The sequence below is a fragment of the Streptomyces cucumeris genome (genome assembly GCF_024295805.1).
Classification (GTDB): domain Bacteria; phylum Actinomycetota; class Actinomycetes; order Streptomycetales; family Streptomycetaceae; genus Streptomyces; species Streptomyces cucumeris.
The window spans coordinates 1-24736 of sequence record NZ_JANCLX010000024.1 but is presented as its reverse complement, the minus strand read 5'-3'; the positions used below and the strand labels follow the sequence as shown (position 1 = coordinate 24736).

19 protein-coding genes and 1 pseudogene are annotated in these 24736 nt (G+C 72.0%); 7 read left to right on the top strand and 13 right to left on the bottom strand.

Annotated features, from left to right (window positions below):
- Positions 1–22: 22 nt before the first annotated feature.
- A complete protein-coding gene (locus NMK44_RS28725) occupies positions 23–853 on the top strand; it encodes an SDR family oxidoreductase (RefSeq protein WP_254748448.1) in 831 nt (276 codons plus the stop codon).
- Between the two features lies 1 nt (position 854).
- Positions 855–1769, top strand: a complete 915-nt coding sequence (locus tag NMK44_RS28720; RefSeq protein ID WP_254748446.1) for an SDR family oxidoreductase — start codon at positions 855–857, stop codon at positions 1767–1769.
- A gap of 12 nt (positions 1770–1781) precedes the next feature.
- On the opposite strand, the gene NMK44_RS28715 is transcribed toward NMK44_RS28720, so the two are convergent.
- The 7 genes and pseudogenes from NMK44_RS28715 to NMK44_RS28685 all read right to left on the bottom strand — a co-directional run bounded on the left by NMK44_RS28715 (position 1782) and on the right by NMK44_RS28685 (position 12628).
- Positions 1782–3008, bottom strand: a complete 1227-nt coding sequence (locus NMK44_RS28715; RefSeq protein WP_254748444.1) for a transglycosylase family protein — start codon at positions 3006–3008, stop codon at positions 1782–1784.
- A gap of 158 nt (positions 3009–3166) precedes the next feature.
- On the bottom strand, positions 3167–6166 hold the full coding sequence (locus NMK44_RS28710; RefSeq protein ID WP_254748442.1) for an alpha-mannosidase: 3000 nt from the start codon (positions 6164–6166) through the stop codon (positions 3167–3169).
- Positions 6167–6201: 35 nt separating this feature from the next.
- Positions 6202–8310, bottom strand: coding sequence for an endo-beta-N-acetylglucosaminidase (locus NMK44_RS28705; protein ID WP_254748440.1), 2109 nt, complete (start codon positions 8308–8310; stop codon positions 6202–6204).
- A gap of 41 nt (positions 8311–8351) precedes the next feature.
- Positions 8352–9581 (bottom strand): glycoside hydrolase 5 family protein, encoded by a 1230-nt coding sequence (locus NMK44_RS28700; RefSeq protein WP_254748438.1) that lies wholly within the window; start codon positions 9579–9581, stop codon positions 8352–8354.
- Positions 9582–9596: 15 nt separating this feature from the next.
- Positions 9597–10424 (bottom strand): annotated as a pseudogene (locus tag NMK44_RS28695) (carbohydrate ABC transporter permease); the annotation flags it as partial.
- Entirely contained in the window at positions 10424–11323 is a 900-nt protein-coding gene (locus tag NMK44_RS28690; RefSeq protein WP_254748434.1) for a carbohydrate ABC transporter permease, read from the bottom strand. The pseudogene NMK44_RS28695 and the gene NMK44_RS28690, both read right to left, overlap by 1 nt.
- 9 nt (positions 11324–11332) lie before the next feature.
- Positions 11333–12628 (bottom strand): ABC transporter substrate-binding protein, encoded by a 1296-nt coding sequence (locus NMK44_RS28685; RefSeq protein ID WP_254748432.1) that lies wholly within the window; start codon positions 12626–12628, stop codon positions 11333–11335.
- 211 nt (positions 12629–12839) lie between these two features.
- Between NMK44_RS28685 and NMK44_RS28680 the strand changes: the two genes are divergently transcribed.
- The gene (locus NMK44_RS28680) at positions 12840–13892 is read left to right on the top strand and encodes a LacI family DNA-binding transcriptional regulator (RefSeq protein WP_254748430.1); all 1053 of its coding nucleotides are present in this window, start codon (positions 12840–12842) and stop codon (positions 13890–13892) included.
- Between the two features lie 369 nt (positions 13893–14261).
- Here the strand turns inward: NMK44_RS28680 and egtD are convergent, their stop codons facing one another.
- The 4 genes from egtD to egtA are packed head-to-tail and all read right to left on the bottom strand — an operon-like array spanning position 14262 to position 18616.
- Complete coding sequence (egtD, locus tag NMK44_RS28675; RefSeq protein WP_254748428.1) at positions 14262–15227, bottom strand: L-histidine N(alpha)-methyltransferase; 966 nt, start codon at positions 15225–15227, stop codon at positions 14262–14264.
- Positions 15224–15979 carry an ergothioneine biosynthesis protein EgtC gene (gene egtC, locus NMK44_RS28670; RefSeq protein ID WP_254748426.1) on the bottom strand — a complete coding sequence of 252 codons (756 nt, stop codon included), beginning with the start codon at positions 15977–15979 and terminating at the stop codon, positions 15224–15226. Before egtC ends, egtD begins: the two co-directional genes overlap by 4 nt.
- A gap of 46 nt (positions 15980–16025) precedes the next feature.
- A complete protein-coding gene (gene egtB / locus NMK44_RS28665; protein WP_254748424.1) occupies positions 16026–17363 on the bottom strand; it encodes an ergothioneine biosynthesis protein EgtB in 1338 nt (445 codons plus the stop codon).
- The gene (egtA, locus tag NMK44_RS28660; protein WP_254748422.1) at positions 17360–18616 is read right to left on the bottom strand and encodes an ergothioneine biosynthesis glutamate--cysteine ligase EgtA; all 1257 of its coding nucleotides are present in this window, start codon (positions 18614–18616) and stop codon (positions 17360–17362) included. The genes egtB and egtA overlap by 4 nt, the downstream gene beginning before the upstream one ends.
- Before the next feature lie 252 nt (positions 18617–18868).
- Between egtA and NMK44_RS28655 the strand changes: the two genes are divergently transcribed.
- From NMK44_RS28655 to NMK44_RS28640, 4 genes are all read left to right on the top strand, one after another.
- The gene (locus tag NMK44_RS28655; RefSeq protein ID WP_254748420.1) at positions 18869–19873 is read left to right on the top strand and encodes an NADPH:quinone oxidoreductase family protein; all 1005 of its coding nucleotides are present in this window, start codon (positions 18869–18871) and stop codon (positions 19871–19873) included.
- Positions 19870–21075, top strand: coding sequence for an acyl-CoA dehydrogenase family protein (locus tag NMK44_RS28650; protein WP_254748418.1), 1206 nt, complete (start codon positions 19870–19872; stop codon positions 21073–21075). Before NMK44_RS28655 ends, NMK44_RS28650 begins: the two co-directional genes overlap by 4 nt.
- Positions 21072–22208: an acyl-CoA dehydrogenase family protein gene (locus NMK44_RS28645; protein ID WP_254748416.1), complete on the top strand. Its 1137-nt coding sequence runs from the start codon at positions 21072–21074 to the stop codon at positions 22206–22208. The genes NMK44_RS28650 and NMK44_RS28645 overlap by 4 nt, the downstream gene beginning before the upstream one ends.
- Positions 22209–22403: 195 nt before the next feature.
- A complete protein-coding gene (locus NMK44_RS28640) occupies positions 22404–22598 on the top strand; it encodes a hypothetical protein (RefSeq protein WP_069860708.1) in 195 nt (64 codons plus the stop codon).
- Between the two features lie 33 nt (positions 22599–22631).
- Here NMK44_RS28640 and NMK44_RS28635 read toward each other — a convergent pair whose 3' ends face one another.
- The gene (locus tag NMK44_RS28635; protein ID WP_254748414.1) at positions 22632–24020 is read right to left on the bottom strand and encodes a family 2B encapsulin nanocompartment shell protein; all 1389 of its coding nucleotides are present in this window, start codon (positions 24018–24020) and stop codon (positions 22632–22634) included.
- Positions 24021–24091: 71 nt separating this feature from the next.
- Positions 24092–24736 (bottom strand): family 2B encapsulin nanocompartment shell protein (locus tag NMK44_RS28630; RefSeq protein WP_302888755.1); only part of this gene is annotated, 645 nt, incomplete at its 5' end.

Here is a 24736-nt window from a genome sequence, read left to right as displayed (position 1 = left end):
AGCGCGCAGCGGGAGGTGTCATGTGGCCGTCACCATCGACCTCGCCGGGCAGGTCGCCGTGGTCACCGGAGGAACGCGCGGGGTGGGTGCGGGTATCGCCCGTTCCCTGCTCACCGCGGGGGCCGAGGTGGTGGTCTGTGCCCGACGCGCCCCCGGCGGGCCGGTGCGGGCCGCCGGGCGCACCGCGCGTTTCCAGCCGCTCGACGTAACGGACCCCGACGCCGTCGAGGGCTTCTTCCGCTCGCTGCGCGACACCCACGGACACCTGGACCTGCTGGTCAACAACGCCGGAGGCAGCCCTTACGGTCTGATCGCCGCCGACGGTCCGCGCCGTGCCGCCCGGGTGCTGGAGCTGAATCTGACCGCGCCCATGACCGTCGCCCTGGCCGCATACGGGCTGATGTGCCGTCAGGAGACCGGCGGGTCGATCGTGATGGTCGGGAGCGTCAGCGGCACCCGGCCCTCACCGGGTACGGCGGCCTACGGTGCCGCCAAGGCGGGCCTGGAGAACCTGGCCCGCACCCTGGCCGTGGAATGGGCTCCGGCGGTGCGGGTGAACACCCTCGTCCTCGGCATGGTCCGCACCGAACGGTCGCATCTGCACTACGGGGACGCGGACGGGATCGCAGCCGTCGGGCGCACCGTGCCGCTCGGACGGCTGGCCGAACCCGCCGAGGCCGGTGACGCCTGTGTCTTCCTCGCCTCCGGACTCGCCCGCTACATCACCGGGGCGAGCCTCGCCGTGCACGGTGGCGGGGAGCGCCCGGCCTTCCTCGACGCCGCCACGGCGAACGCGGCGGCGGACGCCGCCCCATCGGGCCCCACCGAGGGCACCACCACCCAGGAGGAGTGAGATGAGCGGACTGTGCCAGGGACGCGTCGCCGTGGTCACCGGAGCGGGCCGCGGCCTCGGCCGCGCCCACGCGCTCGCGTTCGCCGCCGAGGGCGCGAAGGTCGTCGTCAACGACATCGGCGCGGGTCCCGACGGCGCCGGACGGTCGGCGGACCCGGCCCAGGAGGTGGTGACGGAGATACGGGCCGCCGGCGGCGAGGCCGTCGTCCACACCGGGGACATCGCCTCGGCCGACGGCGCGGCCTCCCTGATCGCCACCGCCCTTGACGTCTACGGCCGCCTCGACACCCTCGTCAGCAACGCCGGTTTCCTCCGCGACCGGATGCTCGTCAACCTCGGGGAGGACGACTGGGACGCGGTGCTCCGTGTCCATCTCACCGGCCACTTCCTGTCGTTGCGGTACGCCGCCGCGCACTGGCGTGCCGAAAGCAAGGCCGGGCGCGCACCGGTTGCCCGCGTGATCCACACCAGCTCCGGCGCGGGGCTGATGGGCAGTGTCGGCCAGGGCAACTACGCGGCGGCCAAGGCCGGGATCCTCGGCCTCACCCTGGTCGCCGCGGCCGAACTGGAGCGCTACGGCGTGCAGGTGAACGCGGTGGCCCCGGCGGCCCGCACCCGGATGACGGAGGCCACCTTCGCCGACACCATGGCCGCCCCCGACCGGCCCGGAGCCTTCGACGCGATGGCTCCCGCGAACGTCTCACCGCTCGTGGTCTGGCTCGGTTCCGCCGCCTGCGCCGGGGTCTCCGGCCGCGTCTTCGAGGCCGATGGCGGGCGGATCACCGTGATGGACGGCTGGCGCCGGGGGCCGACGGCCGACAAGGGCGCCCGCTGGTCCCCCGCCGGGGCGGGGGAGGCCGTGACGGAACTGCTCGCCGCGGCCGAGCCCCCGGAGCCGGTGTACGGGGCGCCCTGACGGCCGTCCGCCTCAGATCCGGACGCCGTGGGCGCGCAGATAGGCCAACGGGTTGATGTCGGATCCGTAGCCGGGGCCCGTGCGGATCTCGAAGTGCAGATGCGGACCGGTGGTGTTGCCGGTGGAGCCGGAACGGCCGACCTGCTGACCGCCGTTGACGCTCTGGCCCGCCCGCACCGACAGCTGGGAGAGGTGGGCGTACTGGCTGTACCGGCCGTCCGGGTGCCGGATGACCACCTCGTACCCGTAGGCGTCGGCCCAGCCGGCCGAGACCACCCGGCCGGTGCTGACGGCCTTCACCGAGGTGCCCACGCCCACGGGGAAGTCCACGCCGGTGTGGTGTCCGCTGGACCAGCTGGACCCGGAGGCGCGGTACGCCGTGGTCGGGGTGACCCCGCTGACCGGCGCGCTGAACCCGGCACCGGTGGCGGGCTTGGCGGTGGACCGCTGGCGGCTGGGGTGCTGCTTCTCCGGCTGCGGCTTGGGCTTGGCCTTGTGGTGGGTCTCGGGCTTCGGCCTGGGCTTGGCCTTCGGCGTGGTGTCCGCCTTCGGTGCGGATCTCTCGGGCGTGGCTCTGCCGCTGCCGCTCAGGGCCAGCTTCTGACCGGGATGGATCAGGTCCGGATCATCGCCGATGGTCTGCCGGTTGGTCTCGTACAGGGTCCGCCAGCCGCCGCGCACGTTGTGGTCGTCGGCGATCCCGGAGAGCGAGTCGCCGCCGACCACCACATAGCGGCCGGAGCCGGACGGCGCCTGGCCGGGCAGCCGGGTGGGTGTGGGCTTGCTGTGCGGGGGCTGCTTCCGCTCGGTCTGCCGCGCGGCCGCCTTGAGGGTCTCGGGAGCGCTCCGGGGCTCGGCGGCGTCCCGGCTCAGCCCGGCCTTGCCGGAGCAGACCGGCCAGGCACCGGGCCCCTGGGCGTCGAGGACCTTCTCCGCGACGGCGATCTGCTGGTCCTTGGTGGCCAGATCGGCCCGTGCCGCGTATGCGGTGCCGCCGTATGCCTTCCAGGTGCTCTGGGTGAACTGGAGTCCGCCGTAGAAGCCGTTGCCGGTGTTGATGTCCCAGGTACTGGTGGACTCGCACCGGGCGACCTTGTCCCAGGTGCCCTCCGAGGCCGCGTGCGCGCCCGTGGCGCCGACCAGTGGCAGGGCGAGTCCGGCGCCGCCCGCCGTCACACTCAGCGAGGCGCGGGAGATCCGGTGGGGCTTCGGACGGCGGTGGCGTCCCCGTAAGGGCATGGACGGCTCCTTCTCCTGATGCCGGTGCGGCGACTGCCGGGCGCGCCAAACATAAGGGGCCCGATTCGGCCACAACAAGAGGGAGTTGACCCGGAAAGAGGGCCGCGTGGCGCTGTGCTGCGACCCTCCCTCCGGTATGTGATGTGCATCACATCATTTCACTCGGTGGTGCGCGAGAGACGCAGGGTGACGATCTCGAACGGGCCCAGTACCAGCGGGCAGTTCGCACCCTCAGGGGCGGCCGGCCCGGTCGGCCGCTCCAGCAGATCGCAGAACACGGCGCCGGACAGCGGGAATCCGGCGGTCAGTCGGGTCCGCGCGCGGCCGCCCCGCGACTCGTACAGCCGCACCACCACATCGCCACTGCCGTCATCGGCCAGTTTGACCGCCGTCACCACCACGGCGTCGTCCGCCACCGACACCAGCGGCGCCACGGCCGCGGCGCCCGGCACCCGCCGCTCGGGCAGATTGATCCGGTACCCCTCCCGCACCGCGTCCCCGACCGTCGCCCCCGGCACCAGCGCGTAGCGGAAGCGGTGCGTCCCCTGGTCGGTGTGCGGATCCGGGAAGCGCGGGGCGCGCAGCAGCGACAGCCGGACGGTCGTGGTGTGCGCGGTCCGCGTGACGTCGTAGCCGTAGGTCGCGTCATTGACCAGTGCGGTGCCCCACCCCGGCTCCTCCACCTGGACGAAACGGTGCTGGCACGCCTCGAACTTCGCCGCGTCCCAGCTGGTGTTGGTGTGCGTGGGCCGGTGGAGATGGCCGAACTGCGTCTCGGCGGCGATCCGGTCGCTGCGCAGGTCCAGCGGGAAGGCCGCCTTGAGGAACTTCTCCGTCTCGTGCCAGTCCACCTCGGTGTCGATCTCCAGCCGCCGCTCGCCCGCGGGGAGCGTGAGCCGCTGCTCGACCCGGGAGGAGCCGAAGACGCGCACCACCCGCACCGAACCGTCCACCCACGCCAGCTCCCGGACGTCCCGGAGATCGGTGACCGTGTTCCGGTAGAAGTGGTCGACGTCCCAGGCATCCCACATGTTCGGGAAGTCCGGGTGCAGTTGGAGGAGGTTGGCCGCCTCTCCGGGGGCCACCGTCTCGCGGTCCGCGACGAGGTCGTACACCGAGACCACCAGCCCGTGGCCGTCGATACCGACCCGCAGCAGCCCGTTGTCGAGGACGAAGCCGCCGCCCTCGCGCGGTGCGCTGTGCACCGGGGCGTCGTCCGGGCCCGGCCGGACCGGTGCGGCGCCGCCCGCCGGAACCCCGGCCCGCCGGTGTGGCGCCGCATTGAACACCAGCTCCGCGTCACCGTCCCCGGCCAGCGCGGCGAGCGACTGCGCGACGATCCCTTCCAGCTCCTCGGCGACGCGGGCGTAGGTGCGCTCCGCCTCCCGGTGCACCCAGGCGATCGAGGACCCCGGCAGGATGTCGTGGAACTGGTGCAGCAGCACCGTCTTCCACAGCCGGTCCAGTTCCTCGTACGGATAGCGGAAACCGGTCCGCACCGCCGCCGTCGCCGCCCACAGTTCGGCCTCGCGCAGCAGGTGCTCGGCGCGCCGGTTGCCCTGCTTGGTCCTGGCCTGGCTGGTCAGCGTCGCCCGGTGCAGCTCCAGATACAGCTCGCCCATCCACACCGGGGCGTGTCCGTACTCCTCCCGGGCCTTCTCGAAGAACGCCGACGGACGCTCGAAGGCGACCGTGGCCGAACCCTCCAGATCCGCCAGCCGCTTGGCCCGGGCCACCATCTCGCGGGTGGTGCCACCGCCGCCGTCGCCCCAGCCGGTGGGAGCCAGCGAACGCCCCGCCGACCCCTTCTCCCGGAAGTTGCGGACCGCGTGCGCGACCTCCTTGCCGGACAGTTGCGCGTTGTAGGTGTCGATCGGCGGGAAGTGGGTGAACACCCGGGTGCCGTCCAGCCCCTCCCACCAGAAGGTGTGATGGGGAAAGGCGTTGGTCTGGCTCCAGGAGATCTTCTGGGTGAGGAACCACTTCGCCCCCGCCTGTTTCACCAGCTGTGGCAGCGCGGCCGAGTAGCCGAAGGTGTCCGGCAGCCACACCTCCTCGGTCTCGATCCCGAACTCCTCCAGGAAGAACCGCTTGCCGTGTACGAACTGCCGCGCGAGCGCCTCCGATCCCGGCATATTGGTGTCCGACTCCACCCACATCCCGCCCACGGGGATGAACCGGCCCTCGGCCACGGCCTTCTTGACCCGGGCGTACACCTCCGGCCGGTGCTCCTTGAGCCAGGCGAACTGCTGCGCCTGGCTCATCGCGTAGACGAAGTCCGGCTCATCCTCCAGCAGCGCCGTCATGTTCGCGGTGGTGCGGGCCACCTTGCGCACCGTCTCCCGCAGCGGCCACAGCCACGCCGAGTCGATATGGGCATGGCCCACCGCGCTGATCCGGTGCGCCGAGGCATGGGCCGGGGACGCCAGCACCTCCGCCAGCTGCTCCCGGGCGCGGGCCGCCGTACCGCCCACGTCCTGCAGGTCCACGGCGTCCAGGGCCCGTTCGACCGCGCGCAGGATCTCCCAGCGGCGCGGGGTGTCGGGCGAGAGCTCCGCCATCAGCTCGCCCAGCACCTCGAGGTCCTGCACCAGCTCCCACACCGTCGTGTCGAACACGGCGAGGTCCATCCGGGCCAGCCGGTACTGCGGTTCGCTGCCCGCCGTCGCCGGATCGCCCAGCCGGGTCGGCACGAAGGGGTGGTAGTCCAGCACGACCGGGTTGGAGGCGGCCTCGATGTGCAGCACCACCTCCTCACCGCCCGCCACCGGGGCTCCCACCCGCACCCACTGGTTGCGCGGGTTGAGCCCCTTCACCGGGGAGCCGTCCGGCCGGTAGACCAGCCCCTCGCACTGGAATCCCGGCATGTTCTCGTCGAAGCCCAGGTCCAGCACGGCTTCCGCGGTCCGGCCCGCCCACGCCTCCGGGACCGTGCCGCGCACCGTGAACCAGCTGGTGCCCCACGGCGGCCCCCAGGCCGCGCCGACCTCGATGGGGCCGCGGGGAGCGGCCAGCCCCTCGGCCACGGGCACCGGTTCGCCCGGGGCGTTCCAGATGCCGGTCTCCAGCGGTACGGACTCCGGGTACACCGCCGGGCGGATGCGCTCCTCCAGGACGCGCTTCAGCCGGGCTTCGGTGACGGCACGGTCGCTGTGCATGGGGCGGTACTCCTTGGCTGCGGGCGGACGGGGGACTACCAGACGAACGGGACGGAGGAGGGCCGGGAGGAGCGGAACAGCTCGTCCACGGCCCGGACATCGATCCGGGACGCGGTCTCGCCGTCCGCCCGGCGCAGCGCGGGAACGTAGAAGGCGGTGCCACACGTACCGCCGAGGAAGCGCCGGCCGCCGTCCGGCAGCACCTGGTGCAGCTCGTAGTGGCGTACGGCCCCGGACGAGCGCCCCCAGGCCAGCCGCAGCGCCGCCGTGCCGGCCTCGGCGCCGGGCCGGGACGCCGTCACCGTCAGCGCTCCGGGCGCGTCCGGCACCGCGGGCGCCGCGTCGTGTACGGCGAGTCCGCCCAGCCGCCAGCGCGCGGTGCCCCCGCCGGGCGAGGTCAGCCGCACCCCGAAGGCGCGCACCGAATCCGCCCGCAGCCCGCGCAGCCGCCGTCCGATCCGCACGGTGGCGGTGGTCCAGCCACCGCTCGCGCGCAGGGTGCCCGCGGGGACGTGGACGAAGTCGTAGGCGCCACCCGGTGCGTCCGGCTCCCGGACGGCCACGGCCAGCTCCACCCGGACCGCAGCCGATCCGGTGTCGGCGCGATGGGTCAGTTCCACCACGGTGGCGGGGGACAGCGGAAGCCGCACCGAGTGCAGTTCGACCGTGGTCGGCGCGCCCAGGACGCCGTCCACCAGCAGACTGCTGCCACCGCGCCACGCGTCGGCGAAGTCGAAGGTGACGGCGGGGCGGGCGGCGCCGGTGCGCACCACCCAGCGGCGTCCGGGCAGCCGGTCCTGGAGTCCCAGATGGTTCCAGGCGGTGTCCGACACCACCGTGCCCTCCTCGTACCAGCGCAGCCCGTGGCCGGTGTTGAAGGAGGTGGCGAACGGCAGCGCGGTGACGGTGGAACGGTCCGCCACGGAGAGGGCGGGCGCCCGCCACCCTCCGGTGCCGCTGCCCGGTGCCGACGGATCGAGGGAGGCGCCGGTCCAGAAGCGGTCGTCACGGGCGTGGAAGGCGCCCGGTTCGCGCTGCCCCGACGGGAGGCTGGTCCAGGTCCACTCCGGGCGGTAGAAACCGTAGGACGTGGTGTGCGCGGTGTCGGCGGGGACGACGGCGTCCCAGTCCACCGGGGTGTCATAGCCACGGGACTCCACGTCGATCCCGGCCCACAGCTCATGGCGGTCGCGGCCGAGGTCCTCCGCGAGCCGTCCCGAGGAGGCCAGTCCCGGCCCGCTCCAGTCGAAGTTCAGGAACATGGTGCCGGAGGCGCGGAAGAAGGCGGAGTTGCGGTCGTTGAGCGCGTTCTGCCAGCGCACCGCGCCACTGTCGACCATCGCGTCGTACCAGGTGATCCGCAGCCCCCCGGCGCGGTCGCGCAGATGGCGCAGGAAGTCCTTCATATCGGTGGCCAGCCGGGCGTCGCCGCCGTCGGTCTCGGCGTTGATGAACCAGCCGTCGAAGCCGTAGGTCCGCGCCACCTCGATCAGCTTGTCCGCAACCGGGAACCCGCCGTCGTTCCCGCGCCGGACCAGGTCGCGCGTCCAGCGGAGCTGCCCGCCGTAGGCCACCGGCGGCAGAAAGACCGTGCCGAGCACGGGGACCCCGTTGCGGTGCGCGGCGTCCACCACGGGCGCGTTGGGCGCGAGGATCAGCCCCTCGCCCGAGGAGCCGCCCCAGAACACCAGCTCATCCAGGTAGGCCCAGTGGGTGAGCGCGTAGAAGTCGGCGGTCGGGGAGCCCTGGGAGGGATTGCCCGCGGTGGGGGCGAACGCGGCCAGGGCGGACACCCGTGCCTGACCGGTGCGCGCCGTGGTGTTCGGCGCCACCGGGGCGAAACGGGAAGCAAGGGGGACGGTCGCGGTGTTGAACGCGAGATCCGGATCGGACCGCGGGGTCCACGCCAGCAGGCTGCGCCAGACGACACCGTCCCCCGGACTGCCGGAGGGCAGGCTGTCCGGGAACCAGTACGAGGCGTACGGCCGCGGATCCGCGGCGGTGCGGCCACGTGCCCGGCCCGCCGCGCCGGCGACGGCCGGGGGAAGGGCGGTGGCCGCCGCCGTGGCGGCGCCCACGGCCAGTACACGGCGGCGGCCGGGGTGGGTGGTCCCGGTCCCGGGTCGTATGGATCTGTCGTACACGCCGGACTCCTTCGCTGGGAGGTCAGGTGGTGGTGAGCGGTTCATCCGAGGGCGTCGACCGTCAGCACCTCCGTGATGCCGCGCGCCGCCAAGTGCGCGGCGTCCGTGGCCCGTTCGGCCAGCACCACGGCCGGTCGCAGTCCCTGCGCGGCGGCCCGCATCCAGGCTTCGAAGAACACCCCGCCCGGCGCGCACCCCGTACGCCCCCGGGCGGACTCCTCCCCGGCCTCCGCCACCAGCGCGGTGGTGCGCGGGGCGGGAACCCGCTCCCGCCACTCCCGGACGCAGCGGGCGAGCGCCCGACCGGCGGGCTTGACCCGGCGGTCGTTGGTGAGCAGCCCGAGCCCGTACTCCAGCTCGGGGAAGTCGGCGAGCCCGCGGTCCACGTCGTGCGAACACCACCAGGTCACGCCCCAGACATCGGTGCAGTCCAGCGCCCGGTCGACCGTCGCCGCGGTGAAGGCGGCGGCCCGCTCGGGCGGGATGTGCGGCGCGGGCGCGCCGACCTCCTGCAACCAGACCGGGCGGTGGGGGTCCGTCGCCCATGCCTTGGACAGCTCGATGAGGTACGCGGCGTGCAGTGCGGTGGCGGCGCCCGCGGCCCCGTGGCGCTGCGCGGTGCCGTTGAACACCCAGGAGTGCACGGCGGTGGCGGCGCCGAGCCGGGCCGAGTGGGCGGGGGTGAACGGGTGGTCCTCGTGGTACCAGGCGGCGTCGTAGGAGGCGTGCAGATGGGTCCGTCCCGGTGCCCCCTTCTCACAGGCGTCGAGCATTCCGCGCAGCCACGCCGCGGCCTGTCCGGGGGTGATGTGGTCGGGGTCGGGATGGGGCGCGGCGGAGAACTGGTTGATCTCGTTGCCGACGGTCATCCCGAGGAACGCGGGCCGGTCGGCGAGCGCGGCGGCGAGCGTGCGCAGATACTCCGCCTGGGCCCGGACCACATCGGGATCGGTGAAGAGGTTGCGGCGGTGCCAGGTGGTGGTCCAGGAGGGGATGAAGTCGAAGCTGGACAGATGGCCCTGCAGACCGTCCACGTTCACCTCGAGACCGCGCTCGGCCGCCGCGTCGACGAGCTGGACCAGCTGCTCGACCGCGCGCGGACGGATCAGGGAGCGGTTGGGGTGGAAGACCGGCCACAGCGGGAAGACCCGGATGTGGTCCAGTCCCAGGGCCGCGATGGAGTCCAGATCGGCGCGGACCTCGTCGATGTCGAAGTCCAGCCAGTGGTGGAACCAGCCGCGCGTGGGGGTGTAGTTGACGCCGAAGCGCACGAAAGATCGATCCCTTCAGCCCTTGATGGCGCCCTCGCCGACGCCACGGAAGAAGTACCGCTGGAGACAGGCGAACATGACGATCAGCGGGGCGACCGCGATGATGGTGCCCGCCGCGACGAGCCGTGGATTGTTGGCGAACGTGCCGTGCAGATAGTTGAGCCCGACGGTCAGGGTGAACTTGTCGGAGTCGGAGAGCACGATCAGCGGCCACAGGAAGTCGTCCCAGGCACCCATGAAGGCGAAGATGGCGACCACCGCCAGGGTGCCCTTCACCGAGGGCAGCCCGATCCGCAGGAACCGCTGCCACACATTGGCCCCGTCGATCACCGCGGCCTCCTCGACCTCGTACGGCAGGGCGGCGAACGCGTTGCGCATCAGCAGGACGTTCAGCGCGCTGACCGCGCCCGGCAGCACCACGGCGGTGAGGGTGTTGTTGAGCTCCAGCTCCCGCATGGTGGTGAACTGGGCGATGATGATGGACTCCAGGGGCACCAGCAGCGCCATCACGAACGCAAGCCCCGCCGCCTTCCGGCCCCGGAACCGCAGCCGCGCCAGTGCGTATCCGGCCATCGCCGCGCCCACGCAGTTGGTGAGCACATTGGCCACCGCCACCTTGAGGGAGTTCAGCGCGTAGTCCCACACCGGCACGATGTCCGCGACCCCCGAGTAGTTGTCGAGCGTGGGGTGTTCGGGCAGGAAGGCGGGCGGTGAGGTGTAGATGTCCTCGGTGGTGCCCTTGAGCGAGGTGGACAGCTGCCACAGGAAGGGACCCACGGTCAGCGCCAGCACGGCGAGCAGCAGCAGGTAGCGCAGTGCCTTCTCCCAGCCGGACGCACGTCTCACGTCGGCTCCTCCCGGCGGTCGGCGCGCAGCACCAGCAGCATCAGCACCAGGGTGATGGCGAAGACGACGAGCGAGAGCGCGGAGGCATAGCCCACCCGTCCGTTCAGTCCGGTGCCCACCCGCTGCACCAGCATCACGAGCGTGGTGTCCTGTCCGGCCGGGCCGCCGGTGGGTCCGGCCAGCAGATAGACCTCGGAGAACACCTTGAACGCGGCCACCGAGGAGAGCGCGCCGACCAGCACCATCGTCGAGCGCACGGCCGGGACGGTGACACTGAGGAAGCGGCGGACCGCGCCCGCGCCGTCCACGGCGGCGGCCTCGTGCAGTTCGGGCGGTACGTTCGCCAGGGCGGCAAGGTAAATGATCATGTAGTAGCCCAATCCCTTCCAGACCGTCAGCGCCATGGCGCTGAACAGCAGCAGCCACTGGTCGCCGAGGAACGCCACGGGACTGGCGCCGAGGAAGGTGAGGATGCCGTTGACCAGGCCGCGGTCGTCCAGCATCCACGCCCAGATCAGGGAGACCACCACGACCGACGCCACCACCGGGGTGTAGAAGGCGGCCCGGAAGAAGGTGACACCGGGGATCTGCCTGCGCACCAGCAGGGCCAGCAGCAGCGGCAGCAGCACGGTGCACGGCACCACCATCACCACGTACAGCAGGCTGTTGCGCAGCCCCACCGTGAACTGCTCGTCGTCCAGCATGGTCCGGAAGTTCTCCAGGCCCACCCAGGAGCCGCCGGTGAGCGTCCGGGTGTCGGTGAACGCCTGGTGGACGGTGGTCAGAAAGGGATAGAGGGTGAACGCGGTGACCACGGCGAGCCCGGGGAGCAGGAAGAGCCAAGGGCTCGCTGCCCGGTGCGTCCGCGAGGCGGGAGCGGTGGAGTGGCGGCGCATCCGGTGCCCCTAACCCTGCTGGAGCAGCTTGTTGCTCTGCGCCACCGCGTCGTCCAGCGCCTCCTTGGGCGACTTCTTGCCCTGGAGGGCCTTGGCCACCTCGTTCTGGAGCACGGTCTTCATCTCATCGCTCATCACGACGGGTGTGTAGTTCACCGCGCCCTTGAGCAGCTTCGCGGAGGCGACCCGCACCCGGCCCTCGTCGGTGCCGTCGTCGTGGGTCCAGTAGGGCTTGTCCAGTGATCCCCTGGTGCTCGGGAAGATGGCCACCTGGTGCGCGAAGGACTCCTGGTTCCTGCCGTCGGTGACGAAGTGCGCGAACGCGATGGCCGCGGCCTTGTGCTCGCTGTTCTCCTTCACAGCCAGGCCCATCACATACATGTTGGGCTTCCCGGTGTTGTTGGGCGCCTCGGTGATGCCGAGGTTCTTGTAGAGGCTGGGCGCGTCCCGTTTGAAGGTCTCCAGGTCATGGGCGCTGCCCGGGTTCATCGCGACCTTCTGCTCCAGGAACTTCTGCCCGGCCTTCTCCGGGGTGTTGGTGAGTGCCTGTCCGTCCAGTCCGCCCTTGTCATAGAGCTTCTTGTACCGGGTCAGCAGCTCCACGCCCTTGCGCTCGTTGTAGGTGAAGGCGGTGGCGTCGCCGTTCATGAGCTGTACGCCGTACCGGCCGAAGTCCTCGACGGACGGGGTGCCCGCGAGGGTCGCCACCTCACCGTCGGTTGCGCGGGCCATGGTGTCCGCGGCGCTGAACAGTTCGTCGTAGCTGCGCGGCGGATCGGCCGGATCCAGCCCGGCCTTCCGGAAGAGTGCCTTGTTGTAGAACATCGGGCCGGTGTTGAGGTACCAGGGGAAGGCATAGGTCCCGTCGAGACCGGGGAGGGCATTGCCCCGCCATGCCTCGGGGGTGTACTCGGAGCGGTAGCGGGAACTGGCCTTCTCCCGGTCGAGGTTCATCAGCACCCCCGCCTTGGCCAGCGGATGCGCCAGGTCGGGGGACACATTGACCACATCGGGGAGATTGCCCGACCCGGCGTCCGCGCTGAGCTTTTCCGCATAGTTCTCGGCGGGCTGATCCAGCCAGGTGACCTTGACGTCCGGGTACTTCTTCTCGAAAGCGTCGATCAGACCGTTGAAGTAGTCCTTGAAGTTGGCCCGGAGATTCCAGGTCTGGAAGCGGATCTTTCCCTCGATCTTGCCGTCCGCACGGGACCCGCCTCCGTCATCACCGCCGCCGCAGCCGGTCAGAGCCATGGAGGAGAGCAGCAGGGGGAGGATGGCGGCGGTCGTTCTACGGGATATGGGCATGGCCGACGAGCTCCTTCGATGAGCCGGAGTGGGTCCGGTGGGAGCAGGAAGGGGAGGGGAGGGGATGCGAGGGGGCGGATCAAAAACTGCACCCGGAAAGGGAGTTGCGTCAAGACTTCCGTCGCGAACTAATGCGCTTTAGTCTTCATCCAGCTCAAGCGCTTTAGTGATCTCCCCGGAAGGCACGGTCCGGGGGAGCGGGAGGAAGCCCATGCGCCGGACACCGGCCCGACGCCCCACGATGAAGGACATCGCCCGCCGCGCCGGGGTCTCCGAGAGCGCGGTCTCCTTCGCGCTGAACGACCGCCCCGGGGTCTCGGCGGCCACCCGCGACCGGGTGCGGCGCGTGGCCGAGGAACTCGGCTGGCAGGCCAGCACCGCCGCACGGGCTCTGTCCGGTGAGGGCTCGGCCACCGTCGGCCTGGTGCTCGCCCGGCCCGCCAGCACCCTCGGCGTGGAGTCGTTCTTCCTGCAACTGGTCTCCGGGGTGCAGGAAGCGCTCTCCCGGCGCCGTCTCGGTCTGCTGTTCCAGGTGGTGGAGGACCTGGACGCGGAGTGCGCCACCTACCGTCGCTGGTGGGCCGAGCACCGGGTGGACGGCGTCCTCGTCGTCGACCCCTGCCGTGACGACCCGCGGCCGGATCTGCTCGATGAACTGGGCCTGCCCGCCGTGGTGATCGGCTCCATGACCGACGACCCGGCCGCCGAACCCCCCGCCCACCCCGGCATCTCCAACCTCTGGGCGGACGACGCCGCCGCGATGGCCTCGATCGTCGGCCATCTCCACGGCCTCGGACACCGCAGGATCACCCATATCGCCGGACTGCCCGGACTGGCCCACACCCGGCGCCGGATGCGCTCGCTGCGCGCCGAGGCCGAGCGCCGCGGGCTCACCGAGGTGGCCTCGGTGACCACCGACTACTCCGACGCCCAGGGGGCCGAGGCCACCCGCCGGGTACTCGCCCGTGACCGTCCGCCCACCGCCCTGGTCTTCGACAACGACGTGATGGCGGTCGCCGGACTCGCCGCCGCCGCCGAGCGCGGACTGTCCGTCCCGGCCGACCTGTCCATCGTGGCCTGGGACGACTCGGTGCTGTGCCGCAGCACCCACCCCTCGATGACCGCGCTGGTGCGCGACACCGCGGCCTTCGGGCGGCACGCCGCGGAGCGGCTGATCGCGCTGCTGGACGGGGAGGCGGCGGTGCGGGTGCAGGACGACGTCCCGCGGCTGGCCCCCCGCGGCAGCACCGCCCCGCCGCGCTAGGCCCTGCCCGGCCGGTCTTCGTGGGCCCGTGACGCCAACGCTGAAAGGTGCCCCCCTGCATCCGACGCCGCGGCCTGATCCACGAAGACGGGCAGGACAGGGCCTAGGCCCTGTCCTGCCGATCTTCGTGGGCCCGCGACGCCTGGCACCGCACCTCGCCGCGTTGTCGGGATCATCCGAGTACGCCCAGTACAAGGACGACCCTCCGCCTTGCGAGCTACGGCACCAGACGCCGCGGCCTGATCCACGAAGATCGACAGGACAGGACCTAGGTGTGCTCTCCCGGGACGGCGGTGGCCGCCGCCCGGACACGGGCGGCGGCCACCGGAGGAGATCCCTCGCGCCGCTTGCCGACGGACCTCGTGCCGTCTACGTACGGACCGCCAGCGACAGCGCGAAGCGCCCCTCGGCATCGGTCCACCAGCGCCGGGACTCCAGTCCGGCCGCCGCCAGTTCGGCCCGCACCTTCTCCTCCCGGAACTTCGCCGACACCTCGGTGCGGACCTCCTCCCCGGCCGTGAACGGGATCGCGAGATCCATCGAGGGGATCTTGGCGGTGAGGTCCTTGCGGGCCCGCAGCCGCATCTCGATCCACTCCTCCTCGGCGTTCCACACCGCCACGTGATCGAAGTCCGCCGGGTTGAAGTCCGCGCCCAGCTCCCGGTTGAGCACCGCGAGCACGTTCTTGTTGAACGCCGCCGTGACCCCTTGCGCATCGTCGTACGCGGAGACCAGCGTGGCCTCGTCCTTCACCAGGTCGGTGCCGAGCAGCAGCGCGTCACCCGGGGCCAGCAGCGCGCTCGCCGCGGTCAGGAACTCCGCCCGCTCGGACGGCAGCAGATTGCCGATGGTGCCGCCGAGGAACGCCAGCAGCCGGGGCCCGGGGCAGTCCTCGGGCAGGGTCAGCCCGCTCATGAAATCGGCCACCATGGCGTGCACCGTCAGCTCGGGATGCTCGCTGAGCAGGGCGCGCCCGGCCAGTTCCAGGGCGCTCTCGCTCACGTCCACCGGGACGTAGGCCCGCAGTTCCGGCAGCGCCCGGATCAGATGACGGGTCTTCTCCGAGGAGCCGGAACCCAGCTCGACCAGGGTTCTCGCCCCGGTCACCGCGGCGATCTCGGCTGCCCTGGCTATGAGGATCTCCCGCTCCGCGCGGGTCGGGTAGTACTCGGGCAGCCTGGTGATCTCTTCGAAGAGCTCGCTTCCGCGGGCGTCGTAGAACCACTTCGGCGGCAGCCGCTTGGGGGTGCGGGTCAGCCCGTCGGTCACGTCCTCGCGCAGTGCGGCGGTCGTGGTGTCCACGGGCAGGGTCCGGGTCATGGTGAAGGGGCTCACGCGGAAGCCTCCTTGAGGGGAGCGAGGAGAACCTCGGTACGGGTGGCGGTCAGCAGGGTGTGGTCGGGGACTTCCGTCCAGCGCGGATCGTCGTCGTAGGGCTCGGAGGCCACCACCACCGCGTGGCCCGGTTCGGCCCGGTACCACAGGGTGTCGCCCCACGCGGTGGCGGCGATCGTCGATCCGTCCAGGAGCAGCAGGTTCAGCCGTGAACCGGGCCCGGCGGCGGCCACCGTCTCGACGGCCCCGGCCAGCGCCTCGCCCGGCGCGTGGCCCAGCCGCAGCCGGTGCAGTACCAGCGCCCACACCAGCGCGGAGTCACAGCGCGCGGTGAGGTTCAGCAGGGCGGCGGGCGGCAGCGCCGCGGCCGCCTCCGCGAGGGAGTCCGGCCAGTCGCGCACCGCGCCGTTGTGGCTGAACAGCCAGACCCCGGAGGCGAAGGGCGAGGCGCCCGCCTCCCCGTCCGCGCTCGGCTCGGTGGCGTCGCGCACGGCGGCCATCAGCGCCCGGGTGCGCACCACCCGGGCGAGATCGGCGAAGGACAGATCGCCCCAGATGGGCCCGGCGCGCCGGTAGCGCGCGGGCACCGGGTCGTCCTGTGCGTACCAGCCCACCCCGAATCCGTCGGCGTTGACGGTGCCGTGGGCCTGCCGGCGCGGTGCCCAGGACTGTGTGAACAGACTGTGCGGCGGAGCGCTCACCACCTCACCGATGGCGGTCTCCGGCCCCAGATAGGCGAGATGGCGGCACATCAGCGCCACCCCCCGGCGATGGGGGCCGCGTTCGCGGCCACGGCCCTCACGCGGCCTCCGGGTCGGCGTCGCGGGCGGTGCGGAAGCCCGAGAAGATCTGCCGCCGGATCGGCAGGTCCCAGTTGCGGAAGGTGCCCCGGCAGGCCACCTGGTCCACGGCGAACGAGCCGCCGCGCAGCACCTTGTACGCGGGCCCGAAGAAGACCTGCGAGTACTCGGGGTAGGGGAAGACGCTGAATCCGGGGTAGGGCAGGAAGTCGCTCGACGTCCACTCCCACACATCACCGATGAGCTGCCGGACACCGAGCGGAGAGGCGCCTCGCGGATAGCTTCCGGCCCGTGCGGGCCGCAGATGGCGCTGGCCGAGGTTGGCGTGGTCGGGCGAGGGGTCCTCGTCGCCCCAGGGGTAGCGCAGCGACCGGCCGGTCGCCGGGTCGTGGCGGGCGGCCTTCTCCCACTCCTCCTCGCTGGGCAGCCGGCGCCCCGCCCAGCGGGCATAGGCGTCCGCCTCGTACCAGCTCACATGCAGCACCGGCTCGTCCTCGGGCACCGGTTCGGTCACCCCGAAGCGGCGGCGGAGCCATTGCCCGCCCTCGCGCCGCCAGAACAGGGGGGCGCTCAGCCCGTGTTCCTGGATGTGTGCCCAGCCCTCCGCGGTCCACCAGCGGCGCTCGGTGTAGCCGCCGTCCGCGATGAACCGGGCGTACGCGCCGTTGGTCACCGGGGTGGTGTCGATGTGGAAGGGCGGGACCAGCCGCCGGTGCGCGGGCCGTTCGTTGTCCAGCGCCCAGGGCTCGGTGGAGGTGCCCATGGTGAACGGGCCGCCGGGGACCAGCACCTCGTCGGGGAGCGCGGCCCCGTCGGTGGTGTCCGGCGGCTCCGGGGCGGTCAGTGCGGTGGGTCCGCGCCGCAGTTGGTGCGTGATCAGCATGGTCTCGTCGTGCTGCTGCTCATGCTGGGCGATCATCCCGAAGGCGAACGCCGCGTCCACGAGGGGGGCGCCGCGCAACTCGATCCGGTCCAGGATGTCGAACACCCGGCCGCGTACCTCGGAGACATAGCCCCGGGCCTCGGCCGGTGCCAGCAGCGGCAGTGAGGGGCGCGCGGCGCGGGGATGCTCGAAGGCGTCGTACACCGAGTCGATCTCCGGGCGTATGGCCTGCCGTCCGGCGACGGCGCGCAGCAGCCACTGCTCCTCCTGGTTGCCGATATGCGCCAGGTCCCACACCAGCGGCGACATCAAGGGGGAGTGCTGGGCGGTGAGGTCGTGGTCGTCCACGCAGGTGGTGAGGGTGTGGGTGCGTTCACGTGCGGTGCGCAGCGCGGTCTCGGCGCGCCGGCGCAGCGCCTCGGGGTCGAGGAGGTCGGAGTCGGAAGCGGTCATGGCCGTTCCTCCTTCCCGGGGACGGGGGCGAGAAGATCGTCGGCGGGACATCGGCCACGGGCCACATAGCGGTCGGTGAAGTCGGCGACCGCGGAGATGACCGCGGGGGAGGCGCCCAGCCGGGGCAGTGCCTCCAGCGCGGTGGCGAAACAGGTCGCGGCGGCGGTCCGCAGCTCGGGGTCGGCCAGACCGTCCCGGGTCGCGCTGAGCCACAGCGGATTGCAGGGGGCGGGGCGGGTGCCCGCGGTCTCGGCGAGCGGTTTGACCACGCGGTAAACCGTTTCCGCGGCCTCGGGGTCGTCGAAGAGCGCCACGGTGACCGCGAGCGGGACGATCCAGCCGTCGTCGCCGCTCTGCGCGTCGATCATGCGCAGTTCGAGGTGACCTCGCGGGCGCACGGGCGGGAAGAGGGTGGAGATGTGGAAGTCGAGGTCATCGAGGGTGGGCGGCCGGGGGAGCGAGGTCCGGGCCCACTGCCGGAAGGTCAGTCCGTCCGGTACGGTCCACGTCCCGTGCTCGGCCCGTACGGCCATCACCGGCGCGTCCAGGACGTAGCGAGTCCAGGCGGTGCGGGGCTCCCTGCCGTCGGCCGGGGCGAGGACACGGCCGGGGTCCATCGCGGCCCACAGCGCCTGCCGGGTGGAGCGGTAGCCGGTGGGTCTGCCCTCGCGCAGCGGTGAGTTGGCGAAGGCGGCAGTCAGCACGGCGCCCAGCAGATGGGCGAGGCGCCAGCGCCGTCCCAGGCCCAGCGGACCGGGCTCCTCCTGTCCGGCGTCCACGCACACCTGCACCGAGGCGGTGCTGCACATCATGGACCGCCCCGCCGGGCCCCGGCGGTTGAAATAGGTCTCCATGGACTCGTAGCGGGGCGTGGTGAGGAACCGGCGCGGCGGCCGCCAGGGGTCATGTCCGTGCCCGGCGATGCCGAGGCCGAGACCGGCGAGGAGGGTCCGTACGAGATCCAGATCGGCGGCGGCGGACTCCACGCACGCGGTGAGGGAGTCGGCCGGAAGGGAGCTCAGCTCCACCTGACCGCCGGGTTCGAAAGTGATCGCGGACCGGAGCGGCAGTCCGCGCAGCGCGGTGACGGCGGCTTCCAGCCGGGCCGTGTCCACGGGTCGTGCGGGGTCGTCCGGGTCGTACACGAGCCATTCCAGCTCGACACCGATGCGGCGCGGCGGCCCTGTCTTGAAACAGATGCCGTGCAGCCGGGCCTCCATCTCGGCCTCGCTGATCGCCTTGCTGTCGGGCACAGTCGTCTCTCCCGTCCCGTTCCGGCTGCCGGCCCGCCGTACTGCGAACCGGCATGTCGCCACTTTCACCTGCTGGCGTGCCGGGCTCAAGAGTGCCTCCAGAGTTGCACAGGAGTTCCCACCGCGCCGGACGGGAGCGCCAGGATGGCTGACGGCATCGGACCAGGCGGTTTCCAGGGTCGTACCGACTGGTTAGTATGTGCCGCCTGGGCGTAGGGAACGCCGCTACCGACAGCTTCTGGAGGCCACCGGATGCAGGCATGGCGAGTGCACGACAATGGCGAGCCGCGCGAGGTCATGCGCCTGGACGAGGTCCCCGATCCGGTGGCGGGGCCGGGTCAGCTGCTGGTGCGGGTCCTGGCCGTCAACGTCAACTTCCCCGACGCCCTGCTGTGCCGCGGCCACTACCAGGTCCGGCCGCCGCTGCCGTTCACCCCGGGCGTCGAGCTGTGCGGTGAGGTCGTCGCCGTCGGCGAGGGCGCCGAGGGCGAGGTCGGCTCCCGGATCCTGGCCACCCCGACCCTGCCCGCGGGGGGCTTCGCCGAACTGGTCGCCGTGGACGCGGCGAACGCGCTCCCCGCTCCCGACGCGCTGGACGACGCCGAGGCCGCCGCACTGCACATCGGCTACCAGACCGGCTGGTTCGGACTGCACCGCCGGGCGGCGCTGCGGTCGGGCGAGACCCTGCTGGTGCACGCCGCGGCGGGCGGGGTGGGCACCGCCGCCGTCCAGCTCGGCAAGGCGGCAGGAGCCCGGGTGATCGGCGTCGTGGGCGGTGCGGACAAGGCGCGGGTGGCCCGTGAGATCGGCTGTGACCTCGTGCTCGACCGCCGCACCGACGACCTCGTGGCCGCCGTCAAGGAAGCCACCGGCGGACGCGGTGCCGATGTGGTGTACGACCCGGTCGGCGGCGACGCCTTCGCCAAGTCGGTCAAGTGCGTGGCCTTCGAAGGCCGCATCGTGGTCGTCGGCTTCGCCAGCGGTGTCGTCCCGCAGGCGGCCCTGAACCACGCCCTGGTCAAGAACTACGCGATCCTCGGCCTCCACTGGGGCCTGTACAACACCAAGGACCCGGCCGCCGTCCGCTCCTGCCACGACGAACTGACCAAACTGGCCGCCGAGGGCACCGTACGGCCCCTGGTCAGCGAACGGGTGCCGCTCGCCGACGCCGCCGACGCCGTCCAGCGCGTCGCCGAGGGCGTCACCACCGGCCGTGTGGTCGTCGTCCCCGGCCGGACCACGGGAGGCACCCGATGACCACCGCACGGGACCGTACCGCCGTAGACGCCCCCGAGCTGCGCCGTCGCGTCCGCGCGCTCCTCGACGCCCATCCCCCGGCCGACACCGGACGGCTGGACTTCCTGCGCGCCCGCTTCGACGCCGGGCTGGCCTGGGTGCACTACCCGGCCGGGCTCGGCGGCCTGGACGCCCCGCGCTCCCTCCAGGCCGTCGTGGACGCGGAACTCGAGGCCGCCGGCGCACCCGACAACGACCCCCGGCGCATCGGCATCGGTCTGGGCATGGCCGCGCCCACCATCCTCGGCTTCGGCACCGATGAGCAGCGCGCTCGGCTGCTGCGCCCGCTGTGGACCGGCGAGGAGGTGTGGTGCCAGCTCTTCAGCGAACCCGGCGCCGGATCCGACCTCGCCGCGCTCGGCACCCGCGCGGTGCGCGACGGGGACGGCTGGGTGGTCGACGGCCAGAAGGTGTGGACCTCCAGTGCCCACCTCGCCCGCTGGGCCATCCTCATCGCCCGCACCGACCCCGATCTGCCCAAGCACCGTGGGATCACCTACTTCGTCTGCGATATGACCGACCCCGGTGTGGAGGTGCGGCCGCTGCGGCAGATCACCGGCGAGGCGGAGTTCAACGAGGTCTTCCTCACCGGGGTGCGCATCCCCGACAGCCACCGCCTCGGCGAGGTCGGCGAGGGCTGGCGGGTCGCCCAGACCACCCTGATGAACGAGCGGGTCGCCATCGGCGGCGGCCGGATCCCCCGCGAGGGCGGCATGGTCGGCCTGGTCGCCACGACCTGGCGGGACCGGCCCGAACTGCGGACCCATGACCTCCATCAGCGGCTGCTGCGGCTGTGGGTGGACGCCGAGGCGGCCCGGCTGGCGGGGGAGCGGCTGCGCCAGCAACTCGCCCTCGGCCAGCCGGGCCCCGAGGGCTCTGCCATGAAACTCGCGTTCGCCCGCCTCAACCAGGAACTCAGCGCGCTGGAGCTGGAACTGCTGGGCGAGGAGGGACTGGGCTACGACGACTGGACCCTGCGCCGCCCCGAGCACGTCGACTTCACCGGACGCGAGGCGGGCTACCGCTATCTGCGCGCCAAGGGCAACTCCATCGAGGGCGGCACCTCGGAGGTGCTGCTCAACATCATCGCCGAACGCGTCCTGGGCCTGCCGCCCGAGCCGCGGACCGACAAGGACCTCCCGTGGAAGGACCTGCCCCGATGAGCACCCCGGACCTGCTCTACTCCGAGGCCGAGGACGATCTGCGCGCCGCCGTGCGGTCGTTGCTCACCGACCGCTGCCCGGCGCCGGCCGTACTCGCCCAGGCGGAGAGCGACCGTCCCTACGACCCCGCCGTCTGGCGGGCACTGGGCGCCGAGATGGGCACGGCGGGTCTCCTGGTCCCCGACAAGCTGGGCGGACAGGGCGCCACCGCACGCGAGGTCGCGGTGGTGATGGAGGAACTGGGCCGTGCCGTGGCCCCGGTGCCCTACCTCACCAGCGCCGTGCTGGCCGTCAGCGCCCTGCTCGGCTGTGACACCGACGAGGACGCCGTGGCGCGGCTGCTCCGGGAGCTCGCCGGGGGACGGACCACCGGAACCCTGGTTCTTCCGCTGCCCGGCACCCCGGGTGAGGAGCTCCCGCCCGCCACCGTACGGAGCGGGCGCGAGGGGACCCTCAGCGGTGAGGTCCGCGGGGTCGCGGGCACGCTGGGCGCCGAGCTGCTGCTCGTCCCCGCCGACGGTCCCGGCGGCTATGGGCTCTACGCCGTGACCGCCACCGATCCCGGTGTCACCGTCACTGCGCTCACCTCACTGGACCTCACCAGGCCGCTGGCCACGGTGACCCTCGACCGGGCGCCCGCGCGCCGGGTGGCTGAGGCGGACCGGGCCAGGTCCGCCCTGCGGCGGGCTCTGCTGACCGGGGCCGGACTCCTCGCCTCCGAACAGCTGGGGGTGGCCGAGTGGTGTCTGACCGAGGCTGTGCGTCACACCCGTGAGCGCCATCAGTTCGGCCGCCCCATCGGCTCGTTCCAGGCGCTGAAGCACCGGATGGCCGCGCTCTGGCTGGAGCTGGTCTCGGCCCGTGCCGCCGCCCGGCACGCCGCCGACGCGCTCGCCACCGACAGCCCCGACATCGAGGTGGCGGTGGCCGTCGCCCAGGCGTACTGCGGGGAGGTGGCCGTGCACGCCGCCGAGGAGTGTGTACAGCTCCACGGCGGTATCGGTATGACCTGGGAACACCCGGCCCATCTCTATCTCAAGCGGGCCAAGAGCGCTGAGATCGCGCTGGGCACCCCCGGCCGCCACCGTCAGCTCCTGGCCGGGCTGGTGGACCTCCCGGCGCCCACCGGCTGACCACCCCGTGCGACAGCGGTCCGCCCCGGCGCGCAAGCGCCGGGGCGGACCGCCGCATGGCCGCGAGACCGCCGCGGCGATCCCGAACAGCAGATCGGCACCCGTCCGGAGCACCGTGGTGCGGCGGGTCATCAGCGATTCTGGGCCACACTGACGGCCGGATTCCGATCCTCCGTAGCGGCCGAGGAGGCTCCCATGGCCATTTCCATCTCCGTGGTCCTGCTGCTCCTGATTCTGGCGGTGGTCTTCCTGCGCAGCGGCGGGCTGCGTATCTCCCATGCCCTGGTCTGTGTGACGCTCGGCTTCTACCTGGCCAGCAGCAGCGTGGCGCCCACCATCTCCGAGGGGCTCGCCGCCACCGCGGACGTGGTCAGCAGCGTCCGCCCCTGACCCCGCCCGCGGTGACGGCGGCGGCCGCGCCGCTCAGCGGCCGATCTCGACGTCCTCCAGGACACCCACCGCGTCCGGCACCAGGATGGCCGCCGAGTAGTAGGCGCTGACCAGGTACGAGGTCACGGCCTGCTCGTTGATGCCCATGAACCGCACATTCAGACTGGGCTCGTACTCGTCAGGGATCCCGGTCTGGTGGAGGCCGATGACGCCCTGGCTCTCCTCCCCGGTGCGCATCGCCAGGATCGAGCTGGTGCCGGTCTCGCTCACCGGGATCTTGTTGCACGGCAGCAGCGGCACCCCGCGCCAGGCCCGCACGGCCACCCCGCCGATCTCGGCGCCCTGCGGATACAGCCCTCGGCTGCTGCACTCCCTCCCGAACGCCGCGATGGTGCGCGGATGGGCCAGCAGATACTGCGTCTTGCGGCGCCGCGCCAGCAGTTCGTCGAGGTCGTCGGGGGTGGGCGGGCCGCTGCGGGTGTGGATGCGCTGGGAGAGGTCGGCGTTGTGGAGCAGTCCGAACTCGCGGTTGTTGATGAGCTCGTGTTCCTGGCGTTCGCGCAGGGCCTCGATGGTCAGGCGGAGCTGCTGCTCCACCTGGTCCATGGGGTCGTTGTAGAGGTCGGCGACCCTGGTGTGGACCCGCAGCACGGTCTGGGCCACGCTCAGCTCGTACTCCCGCGGACTCAGTTCGTACTCCGCGAAGGTGCCCGGCAGCACCGGTTCGCCCGCATGGCCCGAGGTGATCGCGATATCGGCCTCACCGCGCCGGTTCCGCGCGGGCTCCGGCCGGTTCTCCCGCTCCTCCAGATGGCCGCGCAGCGCCCCCGAACGGTCGGCCGCCTCCTGGAAGGCACGCCGGGGAAGGGTCAGCACGGTGGTGCGGGTGACCGCCCGGACGGTGAAGTCCCAGGTCCGCTCGGTGCCGGTGAGGGCGGAGTCACCGAAGTACTCGCCGTCGGCGAGGACCGCCAGCGCCGTATCGGAGTCATAGGCGCCGGGAGCGATCTGCCGGACCTTGCCGTGGGCGATGAGGTACACCTGATCAGCCGGGCGACCGGCCTCGACCAGCACGTCCCCCGGTGCGTACTCCCGCTGGACGCAGGCGTCGGCCAGGGACTCCAGCACGGAGGCGTCCTCGAAGCCGCGCAGCGTCGGCAGCTCGCCCAGCTCCGGCGGGATGACCCGCACCTGCGACCCGGTGCTGATGAACTCCACCCGCCCGTCGCCGACCGTGTAGCTCAGCCTCCGGTTCACCCGGTAGGTGCCCGCCGAGACCTGCACCCACGGCAGGACGCGCAGCAGCCACCGGGAGGAGATGGCCTGCATCTGCGGCACGGACTTGGTCGTCGTCGCCAGATTCCGTGCGGCGGCCGTGCCCAGACTCAGCGGCTGCTCACCGGACTCCACGGAAGTGGTCATCTGTGCTCATCACTCATTTCGGTAGGTATTCGGGAACGTATACGAGGGCCACCGGAAGGTGTGGCGGCCCGTCAGAGACCGATTTCCACGTTCTCCAGGATTCCGAGCGCGTCCGGGACCATGACGGCCGCGGAATAGTAGGCGCTGACGAGATACGAGATGATGGCCTGTTCGTTGATTCCCATGAACCGCACGGAGAGACTCGGCTGGTATTCATCGGGAATTCCGGTCCGGTGCAGCCCGATGACCCCCTGGTTCTCCTCACCGGTGCGCAGGGCGAGAAGGGAGGTGACCCCGCTGGCGGTCACCGGGATCTTGTTGCACGGGAGGATCGGTACCCCGCGCCACGCGGGCAGCGCATGGCCGTTCACCTCCGCGCTCTGCGGGCAGATGCCCCGGCTGTTGAACTCCCTGCCGATCGCGGCGATGGCGCGCGGATGCGCCAGGATCAGCCCCGGCTCCTTCCATACGGTGGCCAGCAGTTCGTCGAGGTCGTCGGGGGTGGGCGGGCCGCTGCGGGTGTGGATGCGCTGGGAGAGGTCGGCGTTGTGGAGCAGTCCGAACTCGCGGTTGTTGATGAGCTCGTGCTCCTGGCGTTCGCGCAGGGCCTCGATGGTCAGGCGGAGCTGCTGCTCCACCTGGTCCATGGGGTCGTTGTAGAGGTCGGCGACCCTGGTGTGGACCCGCAGCACGGTCTGGGCCACGCTCAGCTCGTA